The 26,105-nt window shown below is 43.1% G+C and carries 24 protein-coding genes; 13 read left to right on the forward strand and 11 right to left on the reverse strand.

Annotated features, from left to right (window positions below; genetic code table 11):
• The 5 genes from AC1W6K_RS10135 to ytxJ all read right to left on the reverse strand — a co-directional run.
• The coding region (locus AC1W6K_RS10135; protein WP_481947391.1) for an S-adenosylmethionine synthetase N-terminal domain-containing protein at positions 1-242 on the reverse strand (242 nt) is incomplete at its 3' end.
• A 61-nt stretch (positions 243-303) separates the two neighbouring features.
• Positions 304-1,494 (reverse strand): lycopene cyclase family protein, encoded by a 1,191-nt coding sequence (locus AC1W6K_RS10140; protein ID WP_481947392.1) that lies wholly within the window; start codon positions 1,492-1,494, stop codon positions 304-306.
• 9 nt (positions 1,495-1,503) lie between these two features.
• Complete coding sequence (lipA, locus tag AC1W6K_RS10145; protein WP_481947393.1) at positions 1,504-2,373, reverse strand: lipoyl synthase; 870 nt, start codon at positions 2,371-2,373, stop codon at positions 1,504-1,506.
• Between the two features lie 10 nt (positions 2,374-2,383).
• Positions 2,384-3,145 carry a hypothetical protein gene (locus tag AC1W6K_RS10150; RefSeq protein ID WP_481720673.1) on the reverse strand — a complete coding sequence of 254 codons (762 nt, stop codon included), beginning with the start codon at positions 3,143-3,145 and terminating at the stop codon, positions 2,384-2,386.
• Between the two features lie 2 nt (positions 3,146-3,147).
• Complete coding sequence (ytxJ, locus tag AC1W6K_RS10155; protein ID WP_481947394.1) at positions 3,148-3,477, reverse strand: bacillithiol system redox-active protein YtxJ; 330 nt, start codon at positions 3,475-3,477, stop codon at positions 3,148-3,150.
• A 112-nt stretch (positions 3,478-3,589) separates the two neighbouring features.
• On the opposite strand from ytxJ, the gene AC1W6K_RS10160 reads away from it, so the two are divergent.
• From AC1W6K_RS10160 to AC1W6K_RS10170, 3 genes are read left to right on the forward strand one after another with little or no spacing between them, the layout of a single operon-like run.
• Positions 3,590-4,795 carry a 3-deoxy-D-manno-octulosonic acid transferase gene (locus AC1W6K_RS10160; protein ID WP_481947395.1) on the forward strand — a complete coding sequence of 402 codons (1,206 nt, stop codon included), beginning with the start codon at positions 3,590-3,592 and terminating at the stop codon, positions 4,793-4,795.
• The gene (gene rsgA, locus AC1W6K_RS10165; protein ID WP_481720666.1) at positions 4,782-5,714 is read left to right on the forward strand and encodes a ribosome small subunit-dependent GTPase A; all 933 of its coding nucleotides are present in this window, start codon (positions 4,782-4,784) and stop codon (positions 5,712-5,714) included. Before AC1W6K_RS10160 ends, rsgA begins: the two co-directional genes overlap by 14 nt.
• Positions 5,695-6,618 (forward strand): ROK family protein, encoded by a 924-nt coding sequence (locus AC1W6K_RS10170; protein WP_481720664.1) that lies wholly within the window; start codon positions 5,695-5,697, stop codon positions 6,616-6,618. Before rsgA ends, AC1W6K_RS10170 begins: the two co-directional genes overlap by 20 nt.
• Here AC1W6K_RS10170 and AC1W6K_RS10175 read toward each other — a convergent pair.
• Both AC1W6K_RS10175 and AC1W6K_RS10180 read right to left on the reverse strand, forming a co-directional pair.
• Positions 6,615-7,721 (reverse strand): acyltransferase family protein, encoded by a 1,107-nt coding sequence (locus AC1W6K_RS10175; RefSeq protein ID WP_481947396.1) that lies wholly within the window; start codon positions 7,719-7,721, stop codon positions 6,615-6,617. The two genes, AC1W6K_RS10170 and AC1W6K_RS10175, sit on opposite strands and share 4 nt — an antisense overlap.
• Positions 7,722-7,723: 2 nt before the next feature.
• Positions 7,724-9,352, reverse strand: coding sequence for a S8 family peptidase (locus AC1W6K_RS10180; RefSeq protein ID WP_481947397.1), 1,629 nt, complete (start codon positions 9,350-9,352; stop codon positions 7,724-7,726).
• 89 nt (positions 9,353-9,441) lie between these two features.
• On the opposite strand from AC1W6K_RS10180, the gene AC1W6K_RS10185 reads away from it, so the two are divergent.
• From AC1W6K_RS10185 to AC1W6K_RS10200, 4 genes are read left to right on the forward strand one after another with little or no spacing between them, the layout of a single operon-like run.
• Positions 9,442-9,843: an HYC_CC_PP family protein gene (locus tag AC1W6K_RS10185; RefSeq protein ID WP_481947398.1), complete on the forward strand. Its 402-nt coding sequence runs from the start codon at positions 9,442-9,444 to the stop codon at positions 9,841-9,843.
• Between the two features lie 51 nt (positions 9,844-9,894).
• Positions 9,895-12,102: a TonB-dependent receptor gene (locus AC1W6K_RS10190; protein ID WP_481947399.1), complete on the forward strand. Its 2,208-nt coding sequence runs from the start codon at positions 9,895-9,897 to the stop codon at positions 12,100-12,102.
• Between the two features lie 11 nt (positions 12,103-12,113).
• Complete coding sequence (locus AC1W6K_RS10195) at positions 12,114-12,314, forward strand: heavy metal-binding domain-containing protein (RefSeq protein WP_481722437.1); 201 nt, start codon at positions 12,114-12,116, stop codon at positions 12,312-12,314.
• Between the two features lie 4 nt (positions 12,315-12,318).
• Positions 12,319-12,633 (forward strand): heavy-metal-associated domain-containing protein, encoded by a 315-nt coding sequence (locus AC1W6K_RS10200; RefSeq protein ID WP_481722435.1) that lies wholly within the window; start codon positions 12,319-12,321, stop codon positions 12,631-12,633.
• 28 nt (positions 12,634-12,661) lie between these two features.
• On the opposite strand, the gene AC1W6K_RS10205 is transcribed toward AC1W6K_RS10200, so the two are convergent.
• A complete protein-coding gene (locus AC1W6K_RS10205; protein WP_481947400.1) occupies positions 12,662-14,758 on the reverse strand; it encodes a Tex family protein in 2,097 nt (698 codons plus the stop codon).
• 142 nt (positions 14,759-14,900) lie between these two features.
• Entirely contained in the window at positions 14,901-15,602 is a 702-nt protein-coding gene (locus tag AC1W6K_RS10210; RefSeq protein ID WP_481947401.1) for an XRE family transcriptional regulator, read from the reverse strand.
• A gap of 108 nt (positions 15,603-15,710) precedes the next feature.
• Here AC1W6K_RS10210 and dinB point away from each other — a divergent pair, with 108 nt between their 5' ends.
• Both dinB and AC1W6K_RS10220 read left to right on the forward strand, forming a co-directional pair.
• The gene (gene dinB, locus AC1W6K_RS10215; protein ID WP_481947402.1) at positions 15,711-16,898 is read left to right on the forward strand and encodes a DNA polymerase IV; all 1,188 of its coding nucleotides are present in this window, start codon (positions 15,711-15,713) and stop codon (positions 16,896-16,898) included.
• Between the two features lie 3 nt (positions 16,899-16,901).
• Positions 16,902-19,820 carry a DNA polymerase III subunit alpha gene (locus AC1W6K_RS10220; RefSeq protein ID WP_481947403.1) on the forward strand — a complete coding sequence of 973 codons (2,919 nt, stop codon included), beginning with the start codon at positions 16,902-16,904 and terminating at the stop codon, positions 19,818-19,820.
• Positions 19,821-19,916: 96 nt separating this feature from the next.
• Here the strand turns inward: AC1W6K_RS10220 and AC1W6K_RS10225 are convergent, their stop codons facing one another.
• Together AC1W6K_RS10225 and pdxH are read right to left on the reverse strand one after the other, a co-directional pair.
• Positions 19,917-20,117 (reverse strand): hypothetical protein, encoded by a 201-nt coding sequence (locus AC1W6K_RS10225; protein ID WP_481947404.1) that lies wholly within the window; start codon positions 20,115-20,117, stop codon positions 19,917-19,919.
• 179 nt (positions 20,118-20,296) lie between these two features.
• A complete protein-coding gene (pdxH, locus tag AC1W6K_RS10230) occupies positions 20,297-20,929 on the reverse strand; it encodes a pyridoxamine 5'-phosphate oxidase (protein ID WP_481947405.1) in 633 nt (210 codons plus the stop codon).
• A gap of 65 nt (positions 20,930-20,994) precedes the next feature.
• Here pdxH and polA point away from each other — a divergent pair, with 65 nt between their 5' ends.
• The 4 genes from polA (at position 20,995) to AC1W6K_RS10250 (ending at position 25,969) form a co-directional block, all read left to right on the forward strand.
• Positions 20,995-23,820, forward strand: a complete 2,826-nt coding sequence (gene polA / locus AC1W6K_RS10235; RefSeq protein ID WP_481947406.1) for a DNA polymerase I — start codon at positions 20,995-20,997, stop codon at positions 23,818-23,820.
• An 11-nt stretch (positions 23,821-23,831) separates the two neighbouring features.
• Positions 23,832-24,824 (forward strand): glycosyltransferase family 2 protein, encoded by a 993-nt coding sequence (locus tag AC1W6K_RS10240; RefSeq protein WP_481947407.1) that lies wholly within the window; start codon positions 23,832-23,834, stop codon positions 24,822-24,824.
• Between the two features lie 124 nt (positions 24,825-24,948).
• Positions 24,949-25,344, forward strand: a complete 396-nt coding sequence (msrB, locus tag AC1W6K_RS10245; protein WP_481947408.1) for a peptide-methionine (R)-S-oxide reductase MsrB — start codon at positions 24,949-24,951, stop codon at positions 25,342-25,344.
• A 55-nt stretch (positions 25,345-25,399) separates the two neighbouring features.
• Positions 25,400-25,969 (forward strand): Crp/Fnr family transcriptional regulator, encoded by a 570-nt coding sequence (locus AC1W6K_RS10250; protein ID WP_481947409.1) that lies wholly within the window; start codon positions 25,400-25,402, stop codon positions 25,967-25,969.
• Positions 25,970-26,105 lie beyond the last annotated feature (136 nt).

Here is a 26,105-nt window from a genome sequence, read left to right on the forward strand (position 1 = left end):
TCTGACTTAGTATAGCCAATCTTACGAATTACTTCACGTGTGATTGCTTGTACATCCAAATAGGTAGTTGTATTTACTTCACCAGCTAAAACAACTTGCCCCGTAGTGACTAAGGTTTCACAAGCAACTTTAGAAGTGGGGTCAAACGCCATGAAATGGTCGATTAACGCATCTGAAATTTGGTCAGCAACTTTATCGGGATGTCCCTCTGATACTGACTCTGAAGTAAATAAATAAGCCATTGGGTATTGGTTGTTAGTATTAAAAACGTGCAAATCTAAGATTTATATTCGGGCAAGGCAATCATTTTTTAGAAAAAGGTAGATCGGCGAGGCCAATTTTAAATGCCGCCTGCATAAACGGAAGGGTAGGGACGCTTGTCATTAATTTCAAATCCTCCCAAATTGTTGTCTGCTCCTCGAGGAACCTTAAAATAAGTTGGGGTTTGTTTTTTTGAAATAGCGATTCAAACACGCGATTTCCTTTTATTTTTTGGTCTATCAAAACCTGTAAAAACACACGATCCATCCACTTCTTAAATGGTTTTGTTTCATTCACAGGCGCATCTAATGCTCCGTTTTCTATGTTGGCTACCAATTCTTTTAATTTTCGCTGTGTCCGTAAAAAACTATATCCCGTTGTCGCTTTGACAAATCCTCCCGAGGTACCAATCTGTATGATTTTCGTGTGCAAATTTTGGGGCTCAGCATCCGACATGGTCATTGGAATAATGCCTGACTCCTCTTCCTGTATCAAATAATCATCTTCTCCTAAACCATATGCTCCCACCAAATATGCCTTAATTTGATCCAAATAGTGCTGTTTTTCTTTTAGTTGGCCTGAAAAATAGGTATGCTCAAACAACGCAATCCGATCAGAGGTAGGTAGCACATACATAAACTCACAAGCAGTTGTATGCGCAATTCTAAAATCAAATAAATGGGCAGCTGCTGGATCAAAAATCGGAAAATTGGCCTCTATGGTCAGTCCCACAAAATGCTGTTTTAGGTGTAAAGGATTGGCTAATTCGCATGGAAAATGGCTTACACTATCAAAGATTTTTTCGCTTGCGGTAAATGCTCCTGCTTCTGTTTGAACTTTGGCAAAACGTCCTTCGTATAAAAAACCCAGTACTTTTGTTTGAATAAACTGAATTTTGGGATTTTGTTTCAGTTCCTTTTGGATAAATGTATACCAGCTATCACTCTGAATTTTACGGTAGCTAAAGGGAAGAATCGAAAATTTGTCACTCCGATTATCAAATGAATGAAACCAAAGTTGGTTCCAGCTATGCTCTACGACAGAATCAAAGGGTTCTACCTGATCGGACCAGTAACACCATGTCTTATCGCGCGTGTTTTTCTCTGCTTGATCAATAATTAGAATGGATTCAAATGGGACATTACTTTGATTAAGGTAATACGCTAAAGACAATCCAGCCATGCCACCACCCGCGAGGATATAGGTGTACGTTGGCTGATTTTCCTGCGGCATGTCACTCATCTAAATGTGTCTTTCTGCATGATAACTTGAACGAACTAAGGCGCCTGATTCTACATAAGCAAGTCCGCGCTTGATTCCTTCTTCTTTGTACATGGCAAAGGTATCTGGGTGAATCCAATCAATTACCTCATGGTGCATTTTGGTCGGTTGTAAATATTGCCCTAAAGTCAATACATCTAGGCCGTTTGCAATTAAATCATCCATGGTCTGAAAAACTTCATCCTGAGTTTCGCCCAAGCCCAACATAATCCCTGATTTGTTTCGTTTTCCAAATTCCTTTGTCCGTTTGATTTGCTCCAAACTCCGCTCATATTTCGCCTGCGGACGTACATAGCGATACAAACGCGCAACGGTTTCCATATTGTGGGAAACAACTTCTTGTCCACCTTCAATCATGCGAATCAAGGCATCCCAGTTGGCCTTCACATCCGGAATTAATGTTTCTATAGTTGTTGCTGGTGTAGTTTCTTTTACCGCACGAACCGTTTGGTACCATATTTCAGCTCCTTTATCTTTTAATTCATCGCGGTTGACGGACGTGATAACCGCGTGTTTAACTTGCATTAATTGGATCGCTTCAGCCACACGCCTCGGTTCGTCTTCATCATACTCTTGTGGTCTACCTGTTGCCACGGCACAAAATGTACACGATCGTGTGCATACATTGCCTAGAATCATAAATGTCGCCGTTCCCTCTCCCCAGCATTCACCCATGTTTGGGCAATTACCTGATTGGCAAATGGTATGTAATTTATATTCATCCACGAGCTTACGCACCTTTGAATAATTCTCACCGATTGGGAGTTTAACACGAAGCCAATCGGGCTTGCGATTTGTTGGTGCGGGATTTACTTGAGGTAATTCAATCATGATTTAGGCGTTATTTTGTTTGTTTTCCCATGGAAAAACTAATGTATCCGGTTGTGTAAACTTGCCGACCGGCCGTTAAGTTTAGCATTTCAATTGGCTTGGAGAAAAAGTCGATAACAAATCCAATTTCAACACCAATATTATTCTGTTTCAATGTTTCAATTTCCATATTGACAGCTGTTTTAACATGCCAGCCAGGTACAATAATGGACTCATTTAGACCTTTAAAAAGGCTGCTTTCACCCATAATTGTTACTTTTTTGAAACTGTTGTCTAATGTTTTCGCGTACGGAACCTCCGACACAGCTTGCATGCCATTCGTGTCGTACGATATTTCAACATAGTATGGTTTTTGAATGCCAATACTTGGGCCAGTTGAAATCAGTCCCATTAATTTTTGTCCACCTTCAGTTGATTTTTGCAATAGAGTCCATTGCCGACCATAGGCTGGTCGTAAAACAATCAACTGGTTTAATTTGCCGTCCACGTGTGAGCGTCCATTAAATGTATATGGGGAGTTGAATTCTCGATAGTCTTTTAGTAGGGCAGCCTCCAGTTGAATGAAATTCCTATTTTCTTTCACCCCAAAAGGTTTTCTGAATTGAATTCCACCAAAAATACCTGAGTTTGTTGAGGTTGAAACGCCTAAAGACCAATTACTAGATTGTGCTGTTTTTGGAGATTGGGGTGCTTGAATTACCGCATTTTTTCGCTGGCCCATCAAAACCAATGGAAAGTAAATAAACAAGATGATTCCTCCAATTTTTCGCATTGCTAGGCTAAATAAGGCTTTAAATCTTCCATTGAAATATCCCAATGCGTTGCAGAATAGGTACATTTTCCATTGTCTATCACTAGAATTTGTGGAGATTGATGTTCTACGTCAAACTTTTCTGCAATCATTCCTGAAATGGGGCGATAAGCTATTAAATCCAAATAAAATGCCAGTGTCTGCTCCGCATCCCATGCACGCTCTAAGCGACTTAATGCCGTAGATGAAATCGAACAACGGGTACTGTGCTTGAAAATCACTACGGGTTTTTCTGCCGATGTCACAATTATTTCGTCCAGTTGTTGCTCTGTTGTTAGTTGATTCCAGTTCATGTGATAGTGGCAAATACCGCTTATTTTGTAATTTTATCAATTCAACATCAAATTTAGCAAAATCTTGAGAGTTTGGTTGTATTCTTTTGCCTTGTTTTTATATCGCCAAACTATGCGTCTGGCTTCTTTGTTTCACCCCAAAGCTAAATTGTGGCATGAGGGCCAACAAGCCATTTGGGAAGGATTGGAGACTGCGATGCACTTGAATACGAAGCCAGTTTTTTGGATTCATACCGCTTCGATGGGTGAATTTGAACAAGGCAGACCGATCCTTGAGGCATTCAAAAATAAATATTCAGATTATTTTATTCTAGTTACTTTTTATTCGCCTTCCGGCTATGAAGTACGGAAAAATACGCCTGGAATTGATTTTGTAAGCTATTTGCCCTTAGATGGGTTGCATGCCAGTTCGCGATTTTTAGATTTGGTGAAGCCGAAAATGGCCTTGTTCGTTAAATATGAATTTTGGTATTTTTATTTACAAGGCTTACGAAAACGTGGTATTCAAACGTTACTAGTTTCAGGAATTTTTCGCTCAAATCAGTCATTTTTTCAATGGTATGGTGGGTTTTTTAGGGGTATGTTGGCCAATTTTGATCACCTTTTCGTTCAAAATAAGGAATCCAAAGATTTACTGGAATCGATTGGGATTCATCAGGTTACTGTCGCGGGAGATACACGTTTTGATCGAGTGCTTGCTAATTCACGAAATGCTAAATCTTGGGATTTGTTGACTCATTTTGTTGATAATCAAGCATTTATCGTTGTTGGGTCTGCGTGGCAAGCCGATATGGATTGTATTATTCCCTTGATTAATGGGCATGTATTTCCTGTAAAATGGGTGATTGTTCCTCATGAGATTCATTTGGCTGAATTACAATCTTGGAAGAATCGAATGTCCGTTCCCGTCATGTTCTCGAAAGGAGATTTTGTTGAAAACGCGGAGGTATTGATTGTGGATGAGGTGGGTCGCTTAGCCACAATGTATCGTGGAGCAACATTTGCCTATATTGGAGGGGCTTTTGGTGCTGGATTGCATAATACGTTGGAGGCTGCGGTTTATGGGCCAACGGTCTTTTTTGGAAATAAAAATTATCAAAAGTTTCATGAGGCGGTTGATTTGGTATCGCTTGGTTTAGCTTTTCCAATCGCTGATGCTGCATCCTTGGAAAATTCGATGCGCGTAATTTTTGATGATGATGACCTTTTGGTTAATAAACAAGTGATGTCAAGAAATTTTGTGGCTATGCAGGCCGGAGCTACCGCACTAATTATGGAATATATTGAACAAAAAAATATAGCTTATGTCACTCATTAAAGGCTTGATTATGCGCTCTACGGGTTCATGGTATGAGGTGCGTGCTGATTCCGGGGTGGTTTTTGCCGGCCGACTTAAAGGCAAGTTTAAGTTAAAGGGACCCACAACATCTAATCCGATTGCCGTAGGTGATTGGGTCATGTTTTCGATGGAAGATGAGGTACATCAAACCGTTTTGATTGAAGAAATTTTACCAAGAACAAATTATCTGATTCGTAAATCTGTTCACAAAACAGCTCAAGGTCAGATGTTAGCTGCCAATGTCGACCAAGCTATTTTTGTAATGACTTTAAAATTCCCAAAAACATCATTAGGCTTTTTGGATCGGTTTTTGGTGACTGCGGAGGCATTTCGTATCCCTGTGCATATTGTCTTCAACAAAATGGATTTAATGAATGAGGAAGAACGGGAACAGGTTTTTGAGTATGCCGCATTATATCAAGAATTAGGTTATGGAATTCTATTTACTTCGATTCCTACTAATCAAGGTGTTGAAGAGTTTAAAGCCATGTTTCAAGGAAAGGTATCTTTAATTGCAGGTCATTCAGGAGTAGGTAAATCAAGTTTATTGAATATCGTGGCGCCTCATCTGCAAATTAAGACGAAGGAAATTTCCGATTTTGCGCAAAAAGGAGTTCATACGACTACTTACTCAACAATGTGGGAATTAGGTTTAAATACGTATTTGATTGATAGCCCTGGTATCAATGAGATGGGTATTCATGAAATTGAAAAGGATGAATTAGCACATTATTTTCCTGAGATGCGCGCCTTGTTGGGCGCCTGTAAATTTAATAATTGTGTACATGTTTCGGAGCCAGCTTGTGCTGTTATTAAAGCTGTTGAGGATGGCGAAATTGCTCCAAGTCGCTATTTAAGTTATTTAAGTATATTTGAAAATGAAGACAACAGACGCTAAATTATGGGGGGTAGATTTGGGTGGCACAAAAATTGAGTGTGCAGTACTTGATCGACAAGATCCTAGTCGTGTAATTGTACGAAAACGAATTGATACAGAGGCTTCCAAAGGCTACAGGCATATTTTACAACAAGTGAGACGATTAGTGGATGAGGTTGCTGATTCGCTTGGAGAGAGTCCTTTTCAAATAGGTTTTGCGACTCCGGGAGTTTTAGATCCACGTACTCAAACGATGAAAAACTGCAATACAGTTAGTATGAACGGCCAAGCAATGGCAGCAGATTTGTCGGCAATTTTAGCATGTGAGGTTTCGCTCGCTAATGATGCGAATTGCTTTGCTTTAGCAGAAACACATTTAGGCGCTGTTTTGGACGTCCACCCGGGAGCTGAAATCGTTTTCGGCGTAATCATGGGAACAGGCGTAGGTGGTGGATTAGTGGCGCATGGCAAAGTAATTAAAGGACTACATGGAATTGGAGGGGAATGGGGCCATAATATTTTAGAGGAAGGTGGAGATCCATGCTATTGTGGAAAATCGGGCTGTGTAGAACATGTAATTTCAGGCCCTGCTTTGGAGCTCTTTTATTTGCGTCAGTCTGGTCAGGCGATGCGCATGCCACAAATCATGGAAGCTTATTTTGCTGGGAATGATTCCTTCGCTACTGCCACGGTAGAGCGCTTATTGGAAAATTTTGGTCGGGCAATTTCAACGATAATCAATGTCTTAGATCCTGAGGTAATCGTGATTGGTGGTGGCGTTGGAAATATTGATTTACTTTACACGGAAGGTTATAATCGCATCAAAAAATATATTTTCAACTCGGGTGAGGTAAATACACGAATTGTCAAGCCAAAATTAGGCGATAGTGCTGGGGTTTTTGGTGCGGCCATGTTATTTGCCTAGACTTTCAAAAACCATTTACGTTTGTAGCAGAAATAACATAGCGACCAGCAAACTAGAACGAAGCAAATGGCATAAGCTAAGGAACCATTGAATTTACCAAATACAGGTTCGAAAATATGCCAATAGAGCCAATTGCTTAGCGATGTCGTACCTGAGCCCTCTTGTATTTGGACATTCGACATTTGAATCGTTAGAACTTCAGAAATTGCGTACGCCAAAATAGAATTTGTGCCAAAAACTAAAAAGAAGGTATTGGCAAAATTTCTTTCCTTGACCTCTATCCACCAATTCAAAGCGCCAATTAGGATGAAATCAATTCCTGCACATAGGAGCACGAATGAACTTGTCCATAATTTTTTATTGATTGGAAAGCTTTGATTCCAAAGTAGCGCTAAAGTAATTAAGCCAATCCCCCAAACAAGAAGGCTTATTAGTGCTGGTTTTTGTGCATCCCGTTGCTTTTCTAAGAATAAACTAACCTGATAGCCAAATAAGCAGGTACTCAGCGCCGGTAATGTGCTCAAAAATCCCTCTGGGTCAAATGGAATTCCATCACCATGATACAGGTGTGTGGGACCAAATAATAATAAATCCAATTTGCGAACGGCATTAGACCCCAATTCATAGGCTGCACCAGAATCGCCAAAAACGGTCAGTATCACCCAATAAACAAGTAAAATGCTGATATTAATTGGTGTTAACCAGTGTTTGGGTACACTCAGTGTGATAAATGAAATCGCACAATAGGAGAGAGCGATGCGCGGTAAAACATTTAGATAGCGCAAATTTTCCCACGTAAAATCAAGGAAAGGGATGTAAAAAATAATGTAATTGATGACGAATAAAAGTAAAGTCCTTTTTACGATTTTTATCCGAACTGAGGGCGAAAGTGTATAATTGAATGCTTTAAATGAGAATCGCATGGCAACACCAACCATAAAAAGAAATGTTGGAAAAACTAGATCGGTCGGAGTGAAACCATGCCAATCTGCATGTTTTAATGGTCCGTAGGTGTATGTCCCATTACCAGATGTGTTAACCAAAATCATAGCGGCTAAGGTAATGCCGCGAAGGATGTCCAACGAGAGAAAGCGTGATTTCATTATTACTGGTTTAGAAGCACTGGAATCACTTTTACCTGATTTCCAACAGTAAATCTAAAATAATATTTGCCAGAAACGAATGGCGCAGCAAAAAAATCAAATTCAGCTTGTCGAAAATTAATTGATTCAACAATAGTCCCTTGTATGTTAATTATTTCCAATGTGCCTGTTTGGGCTCCATCGGTGAAAACGCGAATTCTTTGACCTATAGAAGCTGGGTTTGGAAAAACTTTAAACGTACTTTTCTCTTTAGTTTCTATACTCAAAATCGGATTGAGTAGTTGGCTGATGCGATCAAAATGTGGAATTCCATAACCGAGTAATTGGTCAGGTTTAGACGCCTGAGTACCTGATTTTCGGATTCCTTGAATAATTTCTTGTGCGGTCTTTTGTGGGTTCGCTTGTATAATTCCAGCGACTAGTCCAGCTATTAAAGGTGCAGAAAAGGATGTTCCACTAATTGAACCGAAAGAGCCGGATGGTAGGCCGGCAATTGTGGCTAATCCCATCGCCGCGATATCTGGCTTGATGCGCAAATCTGAGGAAGGCCCAATCGAGCTAAAGGAGGCGCGAAGCCCAGTTCTGTCTACTGCGCCCACGCTCAAAATAGAATCAGCATCTGCGGGAGCTGTAATGTATTTCCATGAATCACTTCCTTGATTTCCTGCTGAAATAATACACACAATCCCTTTGCTAGCTGCCCATGCAGCGGCTTTACTTACTAAAGTGGTCCGACCGTCCATATCAGAATAGCGATGATTATATCTACTATTATCAAATTCTGAATAGCCCAACGATGAAGAAATTATATCAGTTCCGAGGCTGTCTGCCCATTCGGCTCCACGCATCCAATTGGCTTCTTCCACGAGTAATTCGTGTTCGCTTTCCTCTGTTTGTGCAATAGCAAATTGGGCTTGAAATGCGGTGCCAAATAACTTCCCGGGAGCTTGTGCGGCGATTGTGCTCCAAACTTGCGTGCCATGAGCGCCACCTTCATAGACCGAGTTTAAGCTAGGATTAGTTACAAGAGTACCCAAAAGTCGTTTATCTGTGTAAATAGCTTGTAAATATCCGATTTGATCTGCTCGCGAAAAACCATCATCGAGAACTGCTATCTTAATATCTTTTCCTGAAAAGCCCTTGGCATGCATTTGATCAATACCCAGTTGAGTTATTTGGGGGAGTGAAATTCCATAATCTAGTGCATTGGCATCGTCTGAAATTTGATTTGCTTGGACTTGAAGTCGTAGATAAGAACTTGAATCTAACGGCATGTTTTTATACAGACTTGCTACCGATTTCAACGCTCTTATTTTTGCGATATTTTTCGGTTTTTCCTTGATCAAAACGCCATTTATCCATTTAAGCGGGTAAACTATTAAAGCACCTGTTGCTTTGATCTCTTGAATATAAGCTTGGTTTACAGGTAAGTCTTGCTCGTTAATCGCCACTTTATTTTTAAGTCGTCTGCTAATAGCAGCCGCACTTAAAAAAAGTTCTGGATTACGAACCGAATAGGCTGAGTTATTTTTGTCTTTGAATAAGACGAGGTAACGGTATCGTGTCTCTTGTGCTAGACTAGTAATGGAACTTAAAAGTAAGGCAAAAACTAGAATCTCTCTTTTAAACATATTGAATGCAAAGAAAGTAAAAAACTTTTGAATTGGCTTATAATTCGAGCTTTCCTTTATATTTTTGCACGTATTTTACAACATACCAGATGTCTGTACTACTCAAGAGGTTTCTTTTCATTTGTCTTGCTTGTTGGCTATTACTAGGCCAAACAGGTATGGCGTGGAAAACAGCCACGTGTATTTTTACAGGAAGCGTTTCGTATGGTTGGGGTAATCAGGTAAGTTGTTGTGCAAAAAGTAAACCTGTTACACGCGATGTCGTATCTCGTGCTTCTTGTTGTAGCTATGACCAATTTCAGGTAAAATTAAGTGCGGAACAGCAGTTGAAATTTGTTGATTTCGATTTTGCGGCAATTCGTCCGTCAGATATTATGTCTGCGATGTTCGGTGCATTTACGCATTCCGAACCTAGTTTATTACCCCTAGAATCTGATTTTTCACCACCCGCTTCTGTCAAGCGAGCGTTCATCCAAGTATATTTGATTTAGGCCATTTAACGACCAATAAAAATATTTCGTTTTACGTTAAATCCATTTCAAATGAATCGATTATTGCTTATAATTTTTTGTTTTTGGGGTTTTCCCCTGGTGGCACAAGAGCTCAATGGCCGAGTGATGAGCTTAGATGCTCAGGGGAAAATGGATGATATCCCTGGTGCGACTGTTTTTTACACGGCTGATAAGTTGGGCACTACGACCGGAGTCGATGGAGTTTTTAAATTACGTGTGCGTACGTTTCCAGGCTGGGTTATTATACGTGCCATTGGATTTGCTACGGATTCAATCCGGGTTGAGAAGCCCCAATTTATCAATATTCATTTAAATGTAAATTCAAATGAATTGGGCGAAGTTAAGGTGATTGCATCGCCTGGCGGACATGATGTTCAATCCATTCAAAGCCGGGAAATCTTAACGATGAAAACGCTTGCCAAAGCGGCATGTTGTAACCTTTCTGAAAGTTTCGAGACGAATGCGAGTGTATCTGTCAATTTTACCGATGCTATCACAGGTGCGAAACAAATTTCACTTTTGGGCCTTTCAGGTACCTATGTACAAACCCAAGTTGAAAATGTTCCTTCCATTCGTGGATTAAAATCAACTTATGGGTTGAACTACATTCCAGGCACTTGGATTCGTTCGATCGATTTAGCCAAAGGCCAAAGTTCAGTGGTTAACGGATATGAATCGATGACAGGAGCCATCAACATGGAATTGGTTAAACCCGATACGTCTGAAGTATATTTTTTAAATACATATGGAAATTCGCAAGGGAGATTTGAGGCAAACCAACAAGCCGCGCATAAATTTAATGGAAAGCTTTCCACGGCATTGTTGACACATTTTTCCCAACAAGTATCCCGACTAGATGGAAATAAGGATGGATTTATGGATTTGCCATTGTTTAATTTGGTCAATGTACTCAACCGATGGAAGTATGAAACCGACAAGTGGATGGTCCAGTGGGGAGGTGGTTATTTACGTGAACAACGCGTGGCAGGCCAAATGAATTTCGAGGAAAAAACGTCAAATAGGTACCGCGTGTATGGCTTTGGAAGTGCAACTACGCGTTTTGAGAGTTTTGCCAAAATAGCCCGCTTGTTTCAAACCAAACCTTGGAAAGGTTTAGGACTGATTCTATCGGCTTCCGATCACCGAAACGACTCCTATTTTGCGTTCAAGTCGTATGTAGGGCGTGAGCAAAGTGTATTTGGTAATTTAATTTATCAATCCATCATTGATAATACAAATCATACTTGGAAGGCTGGGTCAAGCTTTTTGTATGACTCTTACCAAGAACGTTACATTGACTCTACCTATGCTCGAACGGAAATAGTTCCTGGGTTTTTCGGTGAATATATTTGGACAATCCCGAATCGATTCACGTTGGTCGTAGGCAATCGAATTGATTTTCATAATCAATTAGGCACAAAATGGGTGCCACGTCTGCATGCCAAATGGGATGTTTCACCCACTTGGATGGCCAGAGCATCTGCCGGAAAAGGATGGCGCCGCGTGAATCCATTGGCGGAAAACATGGGATTTTTGGCGAACGCGAGGTCTATTCAGTTGGTTGGGAATCTCAATCCGTTAGAAGAGGCGTGGAATTATGGGGCTAGTTTGAGCCATGATTTTTTAATTGGTAATCGGAAGGCCAATCTAGTTCTAGATTATTTCCAGACCGATTTTACGCATCAATGGATCGTTGACATGGAAATCGCTCACGCCATTCGTATGTACTCGAATCCAGGGGCATCCTATTCAAAAAGTGCCCAAATTGAATTTAATTATAGCCCATTGCCGCGATTGGAATGGAAAGCTGCGTATCGTTTTCAAGATGTGGCATCTGATTATTTGTCAGAAAGTGGAGCTCTAAGACGTTTGTCGAAGCCATTTTTGAATCGGGATCGTGTGCTTGTCAACTTAGCTTATGCGACCAAATATGATATTTGGAAGTTTGATTTGACATGGCAATGGAGTGGGTCGCGTCGGATTCCAAATGCCTATGTACATGTAGGTGATGCGCCGGAAGTGAACGCACCAGCCTTTTCCATGGTTTATGGACAAGTTACGCGTCAATTTAAACATTGGGAAATGTATGTGGGTGTAGAAAATCTTTTTAATTTTACACAATCTAATCCCATCATGGGTGCAGATGATCCATTTGTAAGGGGATTTGATGCGACTATGGTTTGGGGACCAGTAGCCGGGTGCATGGTTTACACAGGATTACGTTATAAAATCAACTAAATAATAATATTATGAAAAAGGTCATCTTAGTTACTGGAATGGTTTTTGCTATGTTTGGAACATTTGCCCAAACGCAAGAGTCTAAAAAGGCGAAAAAAGAAGAGAAAAAAGAAGTGTATCAGTGTCCAATGAAATGTGAAGGGGCAAAAACTTATGCGAAGAAAGGGAAGTGTCCTTCATGTACCATGGATTTGAAAGTTGTTAAAAAATAATATCATGAAAAAAATCTTATTCTTACTGCTCTTGCCTCTTGGGTTATTGGCTGGACCAACACAAACTGTAAAGATTAAAACATCCGCTATTTGTGAGATGTGCAAGGAGCGCATCGAAAAGAATTTGGCATTGACCAAAGGAATTGAAAAGTCTGATTTGAATCTCGAGGACCAGTCCAACATCACCATAGTCTACAATCCAGACAAAATTGATGTGGCTAAAATCAAACAAGTAATTGCAGAAACGGGCTATGATGCCGATGATGTTAAAGCAATCAAAAAGAGTTACGAGAAACTCCCTAATTGTTGTAAAAAGTAAATGAAAGGCCATCAGCGGATGGCCTTTTTTATTTCTTCATGCTCAAAGCGATGCGCTTGCGTGCTTCATCCACCTCGGTCACGGTAATTATGACTTTTTGAGCTACTTTGACGATTTCGTTGGGGTCTTTGATAAATTTATCGGCCAATTGGCTTACGTGGACTAAGCCGTCCTGATGCACGCCAATGTCCACAAAAGCGCCGAAATTCGTAATGTTCGTTACGATTCCAGGGAGTTTCATTCCCACACGCAGATCCTTGATTCCATTCACACCTTCTGTAAATTCAAATGCCTCGAATTGTTCACGCGGGTCACGGCCTGGTTTAGCTAGTTCAGCTAGGATATCGGTTAAAGTAGGCATCCCCACTTCGGTAGTCACGTATTTCTGTAATTGAATTTGCTTGCGAAGGGAATCATTCGCTAATAAATCTGCCACTTTACAATTGAGATCCTTGGCCATTTTTTCTACGATGTCGTAGCGTTCTGGATGAACGGCACTGGCATCTAATGGATTTTTAGCATGTCGAATGCGTAAGAAAGCAGCCGCTTGTTCGTATGCTTTTTCACCCAAACGAGTGACTTTTTTCAAATCAGAGCGCTTGATGAAGGGGCCGTTTTTCGTGCGGTAATCGATGATGTTTTGGGCCAACTGCGGTCCAAGTCCGGAAACGTAAGATAGAATTTGTTTGGAGGCGGTATTCAGTTCAACGCCCACGGAGTTTACGCACGAAATGACCGTGTCATCTAATGAAGCTTGTAATTTCTTTTGGTCGACATCATGTTGGTATTGTCCCACGCCAATGGACTTGGGATCAATCTTAACCAACTCAGCCAAAGGGTCCATTAATCTACGCCCGATGGAAACTGCCCCACGAACCGTAATGTCTTTATCTGGGAATTCATCCCGCGCAGCTTCGGAGGCAGAATAGATGGAAGCGCCGCTTTCATTGACCATGATGATAGTGATACCCTCAAGTTTCAGGTTGCGTACGAAGGCCTCTGTTTCCCGACCAGCCGTTCCGTTTCCAATTGCAATGGCTTGCACGTTATGTTTCTTCACCCAAGCAGTGATGGTATGGGCTGCTTCTTGTGCTTGTCCAGGACCAGTATGTGGGTAAACGGCTGTGTTGTCAAGTAAGGTTCCTTGCTCATCTAGGCAGACCAATTTACATCCGGTACGGAATCCAGGGTCAAGTGCGAGTACCCGTTTTTGTCCGAGCGGTGCTGCCAAAAGCAATTGGCGCATATTTTCAGCAAAGACACGAATCGCTTCCTCGTCGGCACGTTTCTTTGCCTCTGCCCGCATTTCATTTTCCATCGCTGACATGAGCAAGCGTTTGTAGCCGTCTTGGATGGCCAGCGTTACTTGTCGGGCGCAGGCGTTATTTCCTTTAATAAACCGACGTTCTAATTTATCGAGTACATCTTGGTCGGGCCCTGCCAGGTTTAAGTTTAATATACCTTCATTTTCTCCTCTAAAAAGGGCTAAAACGCGGTGAGAAGGTGCTTGAGCGAGGGATTCGGACCAATCGAAATAGTCTTTGTATTTGATACCCACTTCTTGTTTTCCTTTGGCGACGGTGGATTTAACCGTTGTTTTGCGGGAGAACAACTGGCGAGCTTCTTCGCGTGCTTCGGCTGTTTCCATCATTTCCTCTGCCAAAATATCGCGTGCTCCTGCCAAAGCTTCTTCCGTATCATCGAGGAATTCGGCGGCTAAGACTTCCGGGTCAAGCATGCGTTGTTCGAATAGTTTATCTGCCAAAGCCTGTAGTCCTTTTTCCCTTGCGGCCATCGCGCGTGTTTTGCGTTTGGGTTTGTAGGGAAGGTAGATGTCTTCGAGTTTGGCGAGGGTTTCCGCTCCGCGCACGGCTCTTTCGAGTTCGGGGCTTAGTTTATCGAGTTCTTTAAGTGATTTTAGGATTGCTTCACGGCGTTTTTCTAATTCCACCAATTGATCACGCAAGTCGCGTATTTGGGCTACTTGTACTTCGTCAAGGCTCCCAGTTGCTTCTTTTCGGTAACGCGAAATAAAGGGAATTGTGGCGCCTTCGTCGAGCAGTTCAATGGTTTTACGTACTTGGTTTTCTGGAATGCCGAGGGCGGAAGCTATTTTTAAAATCATAGAGTAGAGGTGAGAGGTAAGAGGTAAGAGGTGAGAGGTAAGAGGTAAGAGGTAAGAGGTGAGAGGTCCGGAGTCGACTGACGACTAGCGACTAGTGACTAGCGACTAGTGACTAGCGACTGATGACTAGCGACTGACAACTCTACTCCGCATTTGGGAAATCACTGTGAAAATACCCAGCGAACTTCCAGATTTCTTGGATTTCAGAGCCGAGGATCGGGTAGGGATCATAGGTTTTGTTGGTCGAATTGAGGATCAATACTTTGCGGTCGGCCAAGTGATTAATGACTTGTTTCAATACAACACCGTCTTCACGCGTCACAACAATACAAATCGTTCCGTCTTTGATGGCGGCCCAGTCTTCTACGTATTCTGCGAAGACAAGCGAGCCGGGTTGTAAGGGCAACATGGATTCGCCTTTGATGGGGAATACACGGTATTTTTTGTCGCGAGGTAAGAAGGGTACTTGGAAGGTAGGCAGTTCTTGAATGAATTCTACGTCGTCATAGGAAGCGGTATATCCTGCCAAAGCTTTGACGGGCACCATCTCGATATTCTCTTCATTATTGGAATCCACCGTCGTGGCTAAAATACGTAGCTTAGGCTTGTTGGCCATCCCGGGAAGTCTTTTCGAAAGATCTTCCTTAAGTAATTCATCCACTTCTACCTTAAAAAACTCAGCTATTTCGATGAGATCGGCATATTTAGGTTCTGCTCTGCCGGATTCGTAAGAGCCCAAGGTGGGCTTCTTGATGTTGATTAATTCAGCCAGTTTTTCTTGCGATGTTTTCTCGGACATCTTGCTGCGTAAAAAACGTAAATTCTGACTAAAAAAAGTGCTCATGCGATTTGCTTATTTAAGTAAAATGAATAAAATTCGTATCCAATATTTAATCGTATACTCATCGAAGTTACGAAAGGTATTCGAATTACCAAAATAGCTACCAAATTTATGCAAGATCGCGCCATTGTGCACATGGACCTAGATTCGTTCTTTGTCTCCGTCGAGCGACTCCGAGATCCGCGTCTCGTGGGGAAACCCGTGATCGTGGGAGGCTTGTCGGACCGAGGCGTTGTCGCGGCTTGCAGTTATGAGACACGTGCGTTTGGGGTACGTTCGGCGATGCCCATGCGCATGGCTTTGAAGTTGTGTCCGGATGCGCTGGTGTTGCGTGGGGATTTTGAGGCGTATGCACAGCATTCGGATTGGGTGACGCGGATGATTATGGACCGGGCACCCGTGGTAGAGAAGGCGTCAATCGATGAGTTTTATTTGGATATGACGGGTATGGAGCGGTTTTTTGGTTCGTATCAATTTGCGACAGATTTACGTCAAAAGATTCACAAGGAAACTGGTTTGCAGATTTCCTTTGGCCTATCCGTTAATAAAACAGTTTCCAAAGTCGCCACGAATCACGTCAAACCTGCGGGCCAATTTCAGGTATTACCGGGAGAGGAGAAGGCTTTCTTAGCGCCGATGGCAGTTGGCAAGATTCCCATGATCGGAGCCGTAACGGCCCAAACCCTCCGAAACATGGGTATTGTGCATGTGGGTACCCTCAGCCAAATGCCACTGAAGATCTTGGAACGCACTTTTGGTAAATCCGGTGTCATGTTGTGGGAGCGGGCCAATGGCATCGATTTACGTCCCGTCGTCCCTTATTCGGAACAAAAGTCGCTCTCGAAGGAGATTACGTTTGAGCAAGACACGACGGATGTGAAGTTGTTGCATCGGATCTTGGGCTCCTTAACAGAGCAGTTGGCCTACGACCTCCGCAAACTCGGCCAATGCACTTCTTGCATCACGGTTAAATTGCGCTATTCGAATTTTGATACGCATACCCGACAAATCAGTATTCCGGCGTCTGCGAGTGATCATCGGCTGATTCCGGCGGTACATGAGTTGTTTGAGAAATTGTATGATCGCCGACTGTTGATTCGGCTGATTGGGGTGCGCTTTTCCAAATTATTACAAGGTCAGGAGCAGTTGAGTTTGTTTGATGACGGGGCGCGTCTGGTGCCTTTGTATGGGGCGATGGATAATCTCCGAAATCGCTATGGGGACTTCTCGGTTTTACGGGCGAGTGGACTGATGGAGCGCGGAGAGCGTCGAAATGCCTTAGGACCTAAGTCGGAATAGCCCATGTACTTGAATTGTCACTCCTTTTATAGCCTCCGTTATGGAACGCTTTCGCCTGATCAGCTGGTGGAAGCGGCGGTGGCGCGTGGAATTCAGGTATTGGCCTTAACGGATATTCACCGCGCTTCTGGGGTTTTCGATTTTGTACAGGCGTGTACAGAAGCGGGGATTAAGCCAGTCGTGGGGATGGAATTTACCAAAGGCTATGTCTGCCTGGCGCGGAACCCCGCAGGTTTAGCACAAATTAATGCCTTTGCTTCTCAGATTTTATTGGCTGGCGGCGATTGGCCGGAGCGACCTCCGGAATGGGAGGATGTCTGGACGATTTTTCCGTTTAGTCGGCGGCGGAGTTTGCAAACTCTCGGCAAAAATGAACGCTGGGGTGTTCGGGGGACAGATTTGAAGGCTTTGTGGAATGTGAAGGATTTGGGTGGGATGGTGTGGTGCCAACCGGTCACGTTCTTGAACAAGCAGGGTTTTTCGATGCACCGTCTATTGCGGGCGATTGACCAAAATGTCTTGTTGAGCAAGCTTTCACCCAAGGCGCAGGCGCAGGAAGATGAGCGAATGTACACGCCGGAAGAGTTGCGGGAGACTTGTCGGGATTATCCGGGATTACTAGATGCCGCTGAGCAGTTGCTGGCCAACTGCACCTTTCAATTTGATTTTAAATTACCCAAGAATCGCCGCTTATACGGCTCGAGTCGGGAGGATGATTTGGCTTTACTGACTAAACTGGCTTATGAGGGTTTGCGTTATCGCTATCCACGTTCGGATCGGGAGGCGAAGGCGCGGGTCGAGAAGGAATTGAAGGTGATTCATGAGTTACATTTTGATGCATATTTTCTGATTACGTGGGATATTATTCGCTATGCACGTTCTCGAGGTTATTTTCATGTGGGGCGTGGTTCGGGGGCGAACTCGATTGTGGCCTATTGTTTGGGGATTACGGATGTGGATCCGGTGGCCTTGGATTTGTATTTTGAGCGCTTCATTAATCCGCATCGGACGAGTCCGCCGGATTTTGATATTGACTTTTCGTGGGATGAGCGCAATGACATCATTGATTATATCTTTAAGCGTTATGGGGCGAAGCATGTGTGTCTGCTAGCTACGTATGTGACGTTTCGGGATAAGTCGATTTACCGTGAATTGGCAAAGGTTTTTGGGCTACCTAAAGCCGAAATCGATGCGTGGTTGGACCCCGCCACGGCGATGCGGGAGGTGAGTTCGGAGATTCAAACCTTGATTGTGAAGTACGGGAATTTGTTGTTGGACTTCCCGAATTACCTGAGTATTCATGCGGGGGGGATCCTGATTTCGGAGGAGCCTTTGTTTGCGTATACGGCGTTAGAACCTATGCCCAAGGGTTTTCCAATCTGCCAGTTTGATATGTATGTAGCGGAGGAGATTGGTTTTGCGAAGTTTGATATTTTGTCGCAACGCGGTTTGGGGCATATTAAGGAGTCGGTGGATATCATTCGGGTGAATCGTGGGGTGGATGTGGATGTGCATCGGGTGCAGGATTTTATGCAGGATGAGGGGATTCGTGGGCAGTTGATGCGGCACGAAACCATGGGTTGTTTTTACATTGAATCACCCGCGATGCGGCAGTTATTGAAGAAGTTGGACTGCCAGGATTACATAACCCTGGTCGCTGCCTCGTCGATTATCCGACCGGGTGTGGCGTCGTCTGGAATGATGAAGGCCTATATTGAGCGGTATCATGCGCCGGATTCGTATGAGCCGGTGCACCCGTTGATGGGTGAGCTGATGAAGGAGACTTATGGCGTGATGGTATATCAGGAGGATGTGATTAAGGTGGCGCATTATTTTGCGGGTTTAAGTTTGGCGGAGGCGGATGTGTTGCGGCGGGGGATGTCGGGCAAGCATCGATCGCGTGCGGAATTTGAGCGGATTCGGGAGGCGTTTTTTACGAATTGTGCGGCGAAGGGCTATGCGGAGGCGGTGGCGCGGGAGGTGTGGCGTCAAATGGAGAGTTTTTCGGGCTATTCGTTTTCAAAGGCGCATTCGGCGTCGTTTGCGGTGGAGAGTTACCAAAGTTTGTATTTGAAGACCTATTATCCGCTGGAGTTTATGGTGGCGGTGATTAACAATTTTGGGGGATTTTACCGGACGGAGTTTTATGTGCATGAGGCTAGGCGATGTGGGGCGCAGGTGGAGGCGCCGGAAATTAATGCGAGTGATTATTTGACGTCGATTCGCGGGTTGGTGGTTTGGATGGGTTGGGTACATGTGAAGGGTTTGGAGAAGCGGGTGATTCAGGATTTATTGGAGGCGCGGAGGCAGGGAGGGCCTTTTCGGTCTTGGGAAGATTTTGTGCATCGGGTTTCTTTGGGTTTGGAGCAGGCGATTTTATTGATTCGGGTGGGGGCCTTCCGACATTTGGGTATGGAGAAGAAACCTTTGTTGTGGGAGGCGCATGCACGTTTTCAGGGGAAGGTGGCGCCGGTGGTGGCGATGGAGATGTTTGGGGATGAGGTGTCGGATTTGGGAGTATTGCCAGAGTTGGTACATGATCCGGCGGAGGATGCGTTTGATCAGTGGGAGATATTGGGTTTTCCGTTGTGTTCGCCCTATGATTTGGTATCGGATTTACCGCATACCTTGTTGAATGCGGATTTAGCGTATGATCGGGGGGATATTTTGGGTTATTTGGTGACCTTAAAGCCGACGCGCACGAAGTCCGGCGACCGGATGTATTTCGGGTATTTTGTGGATGTGCGGGGTGAGTTTTTTGATACGGTGCATTTTCCGGCTGATTTGAAAAAGTACTCGTTTCGGGGGAATGGGGTGTATTGGATGCAGGGCGTGGTGATGGAAGAATTTGGGCATCGCACGTTGCGGGTGCAGCAATTAAGGAAGTTGGGCTGGCGCGTGGATCCGAGGAGGGAGGATTAGGGGGCAGTAGTCAGTGGTCAGTAGCCAGTAGTCAGTAGTCAGTAGCCAGTCGCTAGTCGTCAGTCCGAAGGGAATTAGTCCGGAGGCGAAACGATTTTATAGATTTTCATGCCGACTTTTAAGTCGTTGGATAATTTCTTCCCAGCTCATGTTGTAATTTTCTGATTTATTCCTAGTGCGGAGGCGTTCACCAACAATGATTTTATGCCAATGTGGGATTAAATTATCTTGAGAATCTTCTATTGTCGATTCATCTATATTTTGCTCTGGGATTGGGTAGGATTGAGGCTTTTGCATTAATTGGTTATTTGAAAACAAACATAAGGGCAAAAACAAAAAAGTCTAATTCGAAAAATGACTAATAAACTGATAAAAGTGGTCAGTTGTCAGTCGCTAGGAGGGACTTAGTCCGGAGGGAAATAGTCCGAAGGCAAGTTTAAAGACCTCTCACCTCTTACCTCTTAGCTCTAACCTCTTTACGGTGCTATTCGATACCGCTCCCATGTCTGCCCATTCTTCTCGTACACAATTCGATCATGTAGTCTAGAGGGTCTGCCTTGCCAGAATTCGAAATAGGAGGGGATTAGCTCGTAACCTCCCCAATGTACCGGTTTCGGGATTTCTTTTCCCTCATACGTTTTGGCTAATTCGGCATAGCGTTGTTCTAAATATTCGCGAGATTCTACGCGTGTGCTTTGGTCTGAAACCCAAGCGCCTAATTGAGATTCACGCGGTCTTTGATGGAAATATTCGGTCGAAAGAACTTCCGACATCTTATGGACATTTCCTTCAATGCGCACTTGGCGCTCCAATTCCCCCCAAAAGAAGGTCAAGGAAGCATGCGCGTGCTGTGCTAATTCAGCCCCTTTACGCGAGTGGTAATTCGTGAAAAAAGAGAAAGCCTCATCAACATGTTTCAACAAAACGATCCGACCCGCTGGTTTGTTGTCATGCCCCACCGTGCTCAAAAACATCGCATTGGGCTCAATAACTTTGGCATTTGACGCTTCTTGAAACCAAATTTTAAATTGCTCAATCGGATCAATATGTACTGTGGTTTCTAAAAGTTCACCTTTTTGATAATTCTCACGAAGGGCAGCTAAATTCATAATTCAGAATTTTTATTTCTTATCTTTGAGCGGGCTTTCTGCTCGGCCAAAATTAGTCAATTTCTATGAAAAAATTATTCCTTTTTGATGCGATGGCGCTGATTTATCGCGCCCATTTTGCGTTTGCCAAAACACCCCGAATTTCATCAAAAGGGATAAATACTAGTGCCGTTTTTGGTTTTACAAACACCATTTTGGAAGTGATTCAAAAGGAAAAACCTGATTATTTAGGGGTCGCCTTTGATACATCGGCACCCACGTTCCGGCACGTCGAATATACGCCCTACAAAGCCCAACGGGAAAAGCAACCGGAGGATATTACCATCGCCATTCCCTACGTCAAGAAATTAGTCGAGGCATTGGATATTCCCATCTTAATCTTAGATGGGTATGAAGCCGATGACATCATTGGAACAATCGCTAAAAAAGCCGTTCGCGCTAATCCAGATATCGAAGTATACATGATGACGCCGGATAAGGATTATGGCCAACTGGTCGAAGAGCGGATCAAAATGTATAAACCAGCCTTCATGGGCAAGGGTGTTGAGGTCCTAGGGCCCAAAGAAGTTTGTGCAAAATGGAACATTCAAAACGTGGACCAAGTCATTGATATGCTTGGTTTAATGGGAGATGCGGTTGATAATATTCCAGGTGTTCCCGGGGTCGGAGAAAAGACCGCACAGAAATTGATTGAAGAGTATGGTTCGATGGAGAACCTATTTAAAAATACCGATAAGCTAAAAGGGAAACTGCGTGAAAACTTGGAAAACTTTCAAGAGCAAGGCATACTTTCACGTCATTTGGCAACCATCTTGTGCGAGGTTCCTATCGAATACGAAGAAGAAAAATTACTCAAAACAGAGCCTAATCGTGAATTATTAGAACCTTTATTGGATGAACTAGAATTCAGAACGTTACGCAGGCGCATCCTAGGTGAGGATCCAGAACCCGTAGCACCCAAACCCAAAGCAAGCCCTAAAGTGGCTTCCAATCAAATGGATATGTTTGGGTCACCCGTTGCTGCACCGGCAGGATTTATGTTGGAAGAGGAGGCGGAAGAAAAAATTTCCCACTTTAATAATTTGTCGAATACGGCACATCAATATCATTTGGTTCAAGGCGAAGCGGCAGTGAAGTCTTTGATTGGATTTTTAGGCCGACAAACCATTTTTTGTTTCGATACGGAAACGACGAGTTTGTCGGTTGTAGAAGCGGAGCTCGTGGGAATGTCCTTTGCTTACCGAAAAGGGGAGGCATTTTACGTACCATTCCCGGAGGATCAAACAGAGGCACAAACACTTGTTGACCTATTCAAAGATCTTTTCGCGAATGATACCATTCAAAAAGTAGCTCAGAACATTAAATATGACATGAGTGTACTGGCGAATTATGGTATTGAAATCAAGGGTATTACCTACGACACCATGCTCGCACACTACCTAATCGAACCTGAAAAACGGCACAATATGGACGCATTGGCCATGTCTTATTTGCACTATGAGCCTGTGTCAATCGAGACCTTGATTGGAAAAAAGGGGGTCAAGCAAGGCAATATGCGGGATATTGACCTTGAGGACATTAAAGAATATGCAGCTGAAGATGCTGATGTAACGCTCCAAATCAAGCCATTTTTGGATGAGCATTTAGCCAAAAATCCCAAAGCCATTGAATTATTGATGGACGTAGAAATGCCCTTAGCTCGGGTGCTCTCTAAGATTGAATGTGAAGGGGTAAATTTAGACGTTGCATTTTTAAATGAAATGTCAAAGACGCTTGAGGTTGATTCGAGGGAGGTCCAACAAAAAATCTTTGAGGCCGCTGGCCAAGAATTCAATGTCGCATCTCCCAAGCAGTTGGGCGAGATTTTATTTGAGAAATTAAAATTGGATCCAAAGGCCAAGAAAACCAAAACGGGTCAATATATGACGGGCGAAGAGGTCTTGTCTAAGTTGGAATCAGAACATGAGATTGCAAGATTGATTCTTGATTTTCGAGAATTGCAAAAATTGAAATCAACGTATGTGGATGCGCTACCTCTTTTGATTTCACCTAAAACAGGACGTATTCATACCTCATTTATGCAGGCGGTTACGGCTACGGGGCGACTGTCTTCGAAGGATCCTAACCTGCAAAATATTCCGATTCGGACGCCAAGGGGTCGCGAGATACGGAAAGCTTTCATCCCTCGAGATGCCAATTATCAGATTCTATCGGCTGATTATTCTCAGATTGAATTGCGTATCATGGCTGCGTTTGCCAAAGATGAGGCGATGTTGACCGCTTTTAATCAGGGAATTGATGTGCATAAAGCAACAGCTGCTAAGGTATTTAAGGTTAGTTTGGATGAAGTAACTTCTGAATTACGCCGAAGAGCCAAAGCGGTCAATTTTGGTATTATTTATGGTCAATCGGCCTTTGGTTTAGCAGGCTCTTTAGGCATCTCGCGGACGGAAGCGAAGGAAATTATCGATCAATATTTTGTCGAGTTTCCGAATGTCAAGTCATACATGGATGCGACCATTACCCAAGCACGTGAACTCGGGTATGTTGAAACGGTCCTCGGCCGACGTCGTTATTTGCGCGATATCTTATCTTCCAATATGAATGAGCGGAGTTTTGCGGAACGAAATGCTATTAATGCTCCTATTCAGGGTTCTGCGGCAGATATGATCAAAGTGGCCATGATTCAGATTCAATCGTTTATTGAGCGGGAAAACCTCAAATCACGTATGATTTTGACGGTTCACGATGAATTGGTTTTTGATGCTCATGTAGATGAAATTAATTACCTTCGCGAGAAGATTAATGAAATTATGTGTCAGGCCATGGATTTAGGTGTGGCCATGGAAACGGGTATCGGTGTTGGTATGAATTGGTTGGAAGCCCATTAATTTGCTTTGTTTTGAAGATATCGATTGCACTTTGTACCTTAAACGGAGAGAAATTTCTCCGGACTCAGCTAAGTAGTTTTGTTGACCAAACTATGCGTGCCGACGAGATTATTGTGTGCGATGAAGGGTCTACAGACCGTACCTTAGAAATTTTAGAACAATTTGCTGATCGACTTCCTCTGGTCATACACCGCAATCCGGAGCGTTTAGGTACCTATCATAACTTTGAAAAGGCGTTATCACTTTGTACGGGAGATTATATTTTCCCTGCGGATCAAGATGATTACTGGGATCACCAAAAGATTGAACGTATCTCAACTTACTTTAATCACCATGATCAAGCTGAAGTAGTTTTCACAGATGCCTTATTAGTGGATGAATTTGGCCAAATTTCTGGTAAAAAATTGTGGTCTACCTTTCGTTTTCGCGAGAGGCAGCAGCGGGAGTGGAGGGCTGGAAAATCATTAGATATCTTATTAGATGGTAATCGAGTTACCGGTTGTACCATGGGTATTCGTAAACGGTTTTTAGATAAAATTTCTCCTTTTCCAACGAATTTACCTTCCTTCTTTTTACATGATGCTTGGATGGGTATCTCGGCGGCTTTGGAAAACCGGATCGATTTTATTCCGGCCACCTATGTGCAGTATCGATTGCATTCAGAGCAGCAAGTGGGAGTTAAAGGAAATCCGGGAACGCCGCCAACAATGTGGGAGCGTATTCGGCGGCCACATGAGGATAAGGTGGGACCCTACCGCAAGAAATTAGCTTATTTAGTTGCACTTCGCGAAGCTGTTTCTGTGAAATTCCCCAATCAGCGATTTGAGCCTTTGGACTCCCGAATTGATTATTGGGATCGTCGGGCAAATTTGCCGGAAGCGCGTTGGAAGCGTTTGAAGAAAACCCTTCAAAACTTAATTTTAGGAAATTACCATCGGTATAAAGATATTGATTCGCCTGCAGAGACTCCGTATTTAATGTTCTTAGGTGATTTGATTGAGTAAAACATTTGGCTTTTAAATTCGTTTTGTTCTAAACGTAATCGTTATGAGATCATTTCCTTATTTTTTGTTTGCACTCGCATTGGCATTTCAGGCCTGTAGCCAAACCCCTAAAACTAAAATTTCTATGGATAAATTACCTGTAACCGAGACTGAGTGGAAAGCGAAGTTAAGTGATGATGAGTTTTATATTTTACGTCAAAAAGGTACGGAACGTCCATATACAGGTAAATTTCTAATGCACACTGAGCAGGGTTTTTATACTTGTCGGGGTTGCGGAACTCGTTTATTTAAATCAGATTCCAAGTTTGATTCTCACTGCGGTTGGCCTTCTTTCGATAAGGAAATCAAAGCGGGTGTCATTAAAGAAACGGCTGATTTGACTTTAGGGATGCGTCGGGTAGAAATTACCTGTGCGAAGTGCGGGGGTCATTTAGGTCACGTTTTTGATGATGGTCCTACGGAGACAGGGTTACGCTATTGCGTGAATTCGGTTTCGTTAGGGTTTGAGAAGCAGAAATAAATAGTTTACGCGTAGAGACGCAACACCTTGCGTATGTGCCATTTGTCATTTGTTTATGTCTAATCAACTGTTAGCACATTTTAAGAAAATATCCATTCTAACTGCTTCTTCTGAGGCTGCGCTGGCCTCACTTATTCAAACCCATTCAATTCCTAAAAATCAAGATTTACAACAAATCGGCCAAACCTGTAAGACCTTGTATTTTTTAAAAAAGGGCCTTGCTCGCATCTATTATTTTCAGGATGGAAATGATGTGACTGAAGGTTTTTACCTGCCATTTTGTTTGATTGCGCGTGCTGAAAGTTTGTTCGCGGGCATGCCGAGTAAAAAGGCAATTCAGGTTTTGGAAGATGCTGAAGTTTGGTCGATAGCTACGAGTGATCTTTTTTCCTTATATGAGACGCATCGTGATATTGAGCGATTATTCACTCGCATGTTTGAGCAGGCTTATGTTCAAACGATTCAGCGAATTGAAAATTTGCAGTTTCACACGGCTGAGGAGCGTTATCGTTTGCTCACTCAGGATCAACCGGATGTTTTGCGTAAAGCTCCCCTCAAATATATTGCCTCCTACTTGGGAATCACCCAAGTTAGCTTAAGTCGTATTCGCGCAAAGAAAAGTTAATTTAACATTTGATAAGTGTATTTGCCTACCAAGTAATGTCCTTTGTGGAACTAAATGGGTGGTATATGCAACTGGGTTTACGCCATAATTGGAGACAATTCAGCTTATTGGTTTTAGTTAATGCCTTTGTGGGTGG

Source organism: Aquirufa sp. (assembly GCF_964796385.1).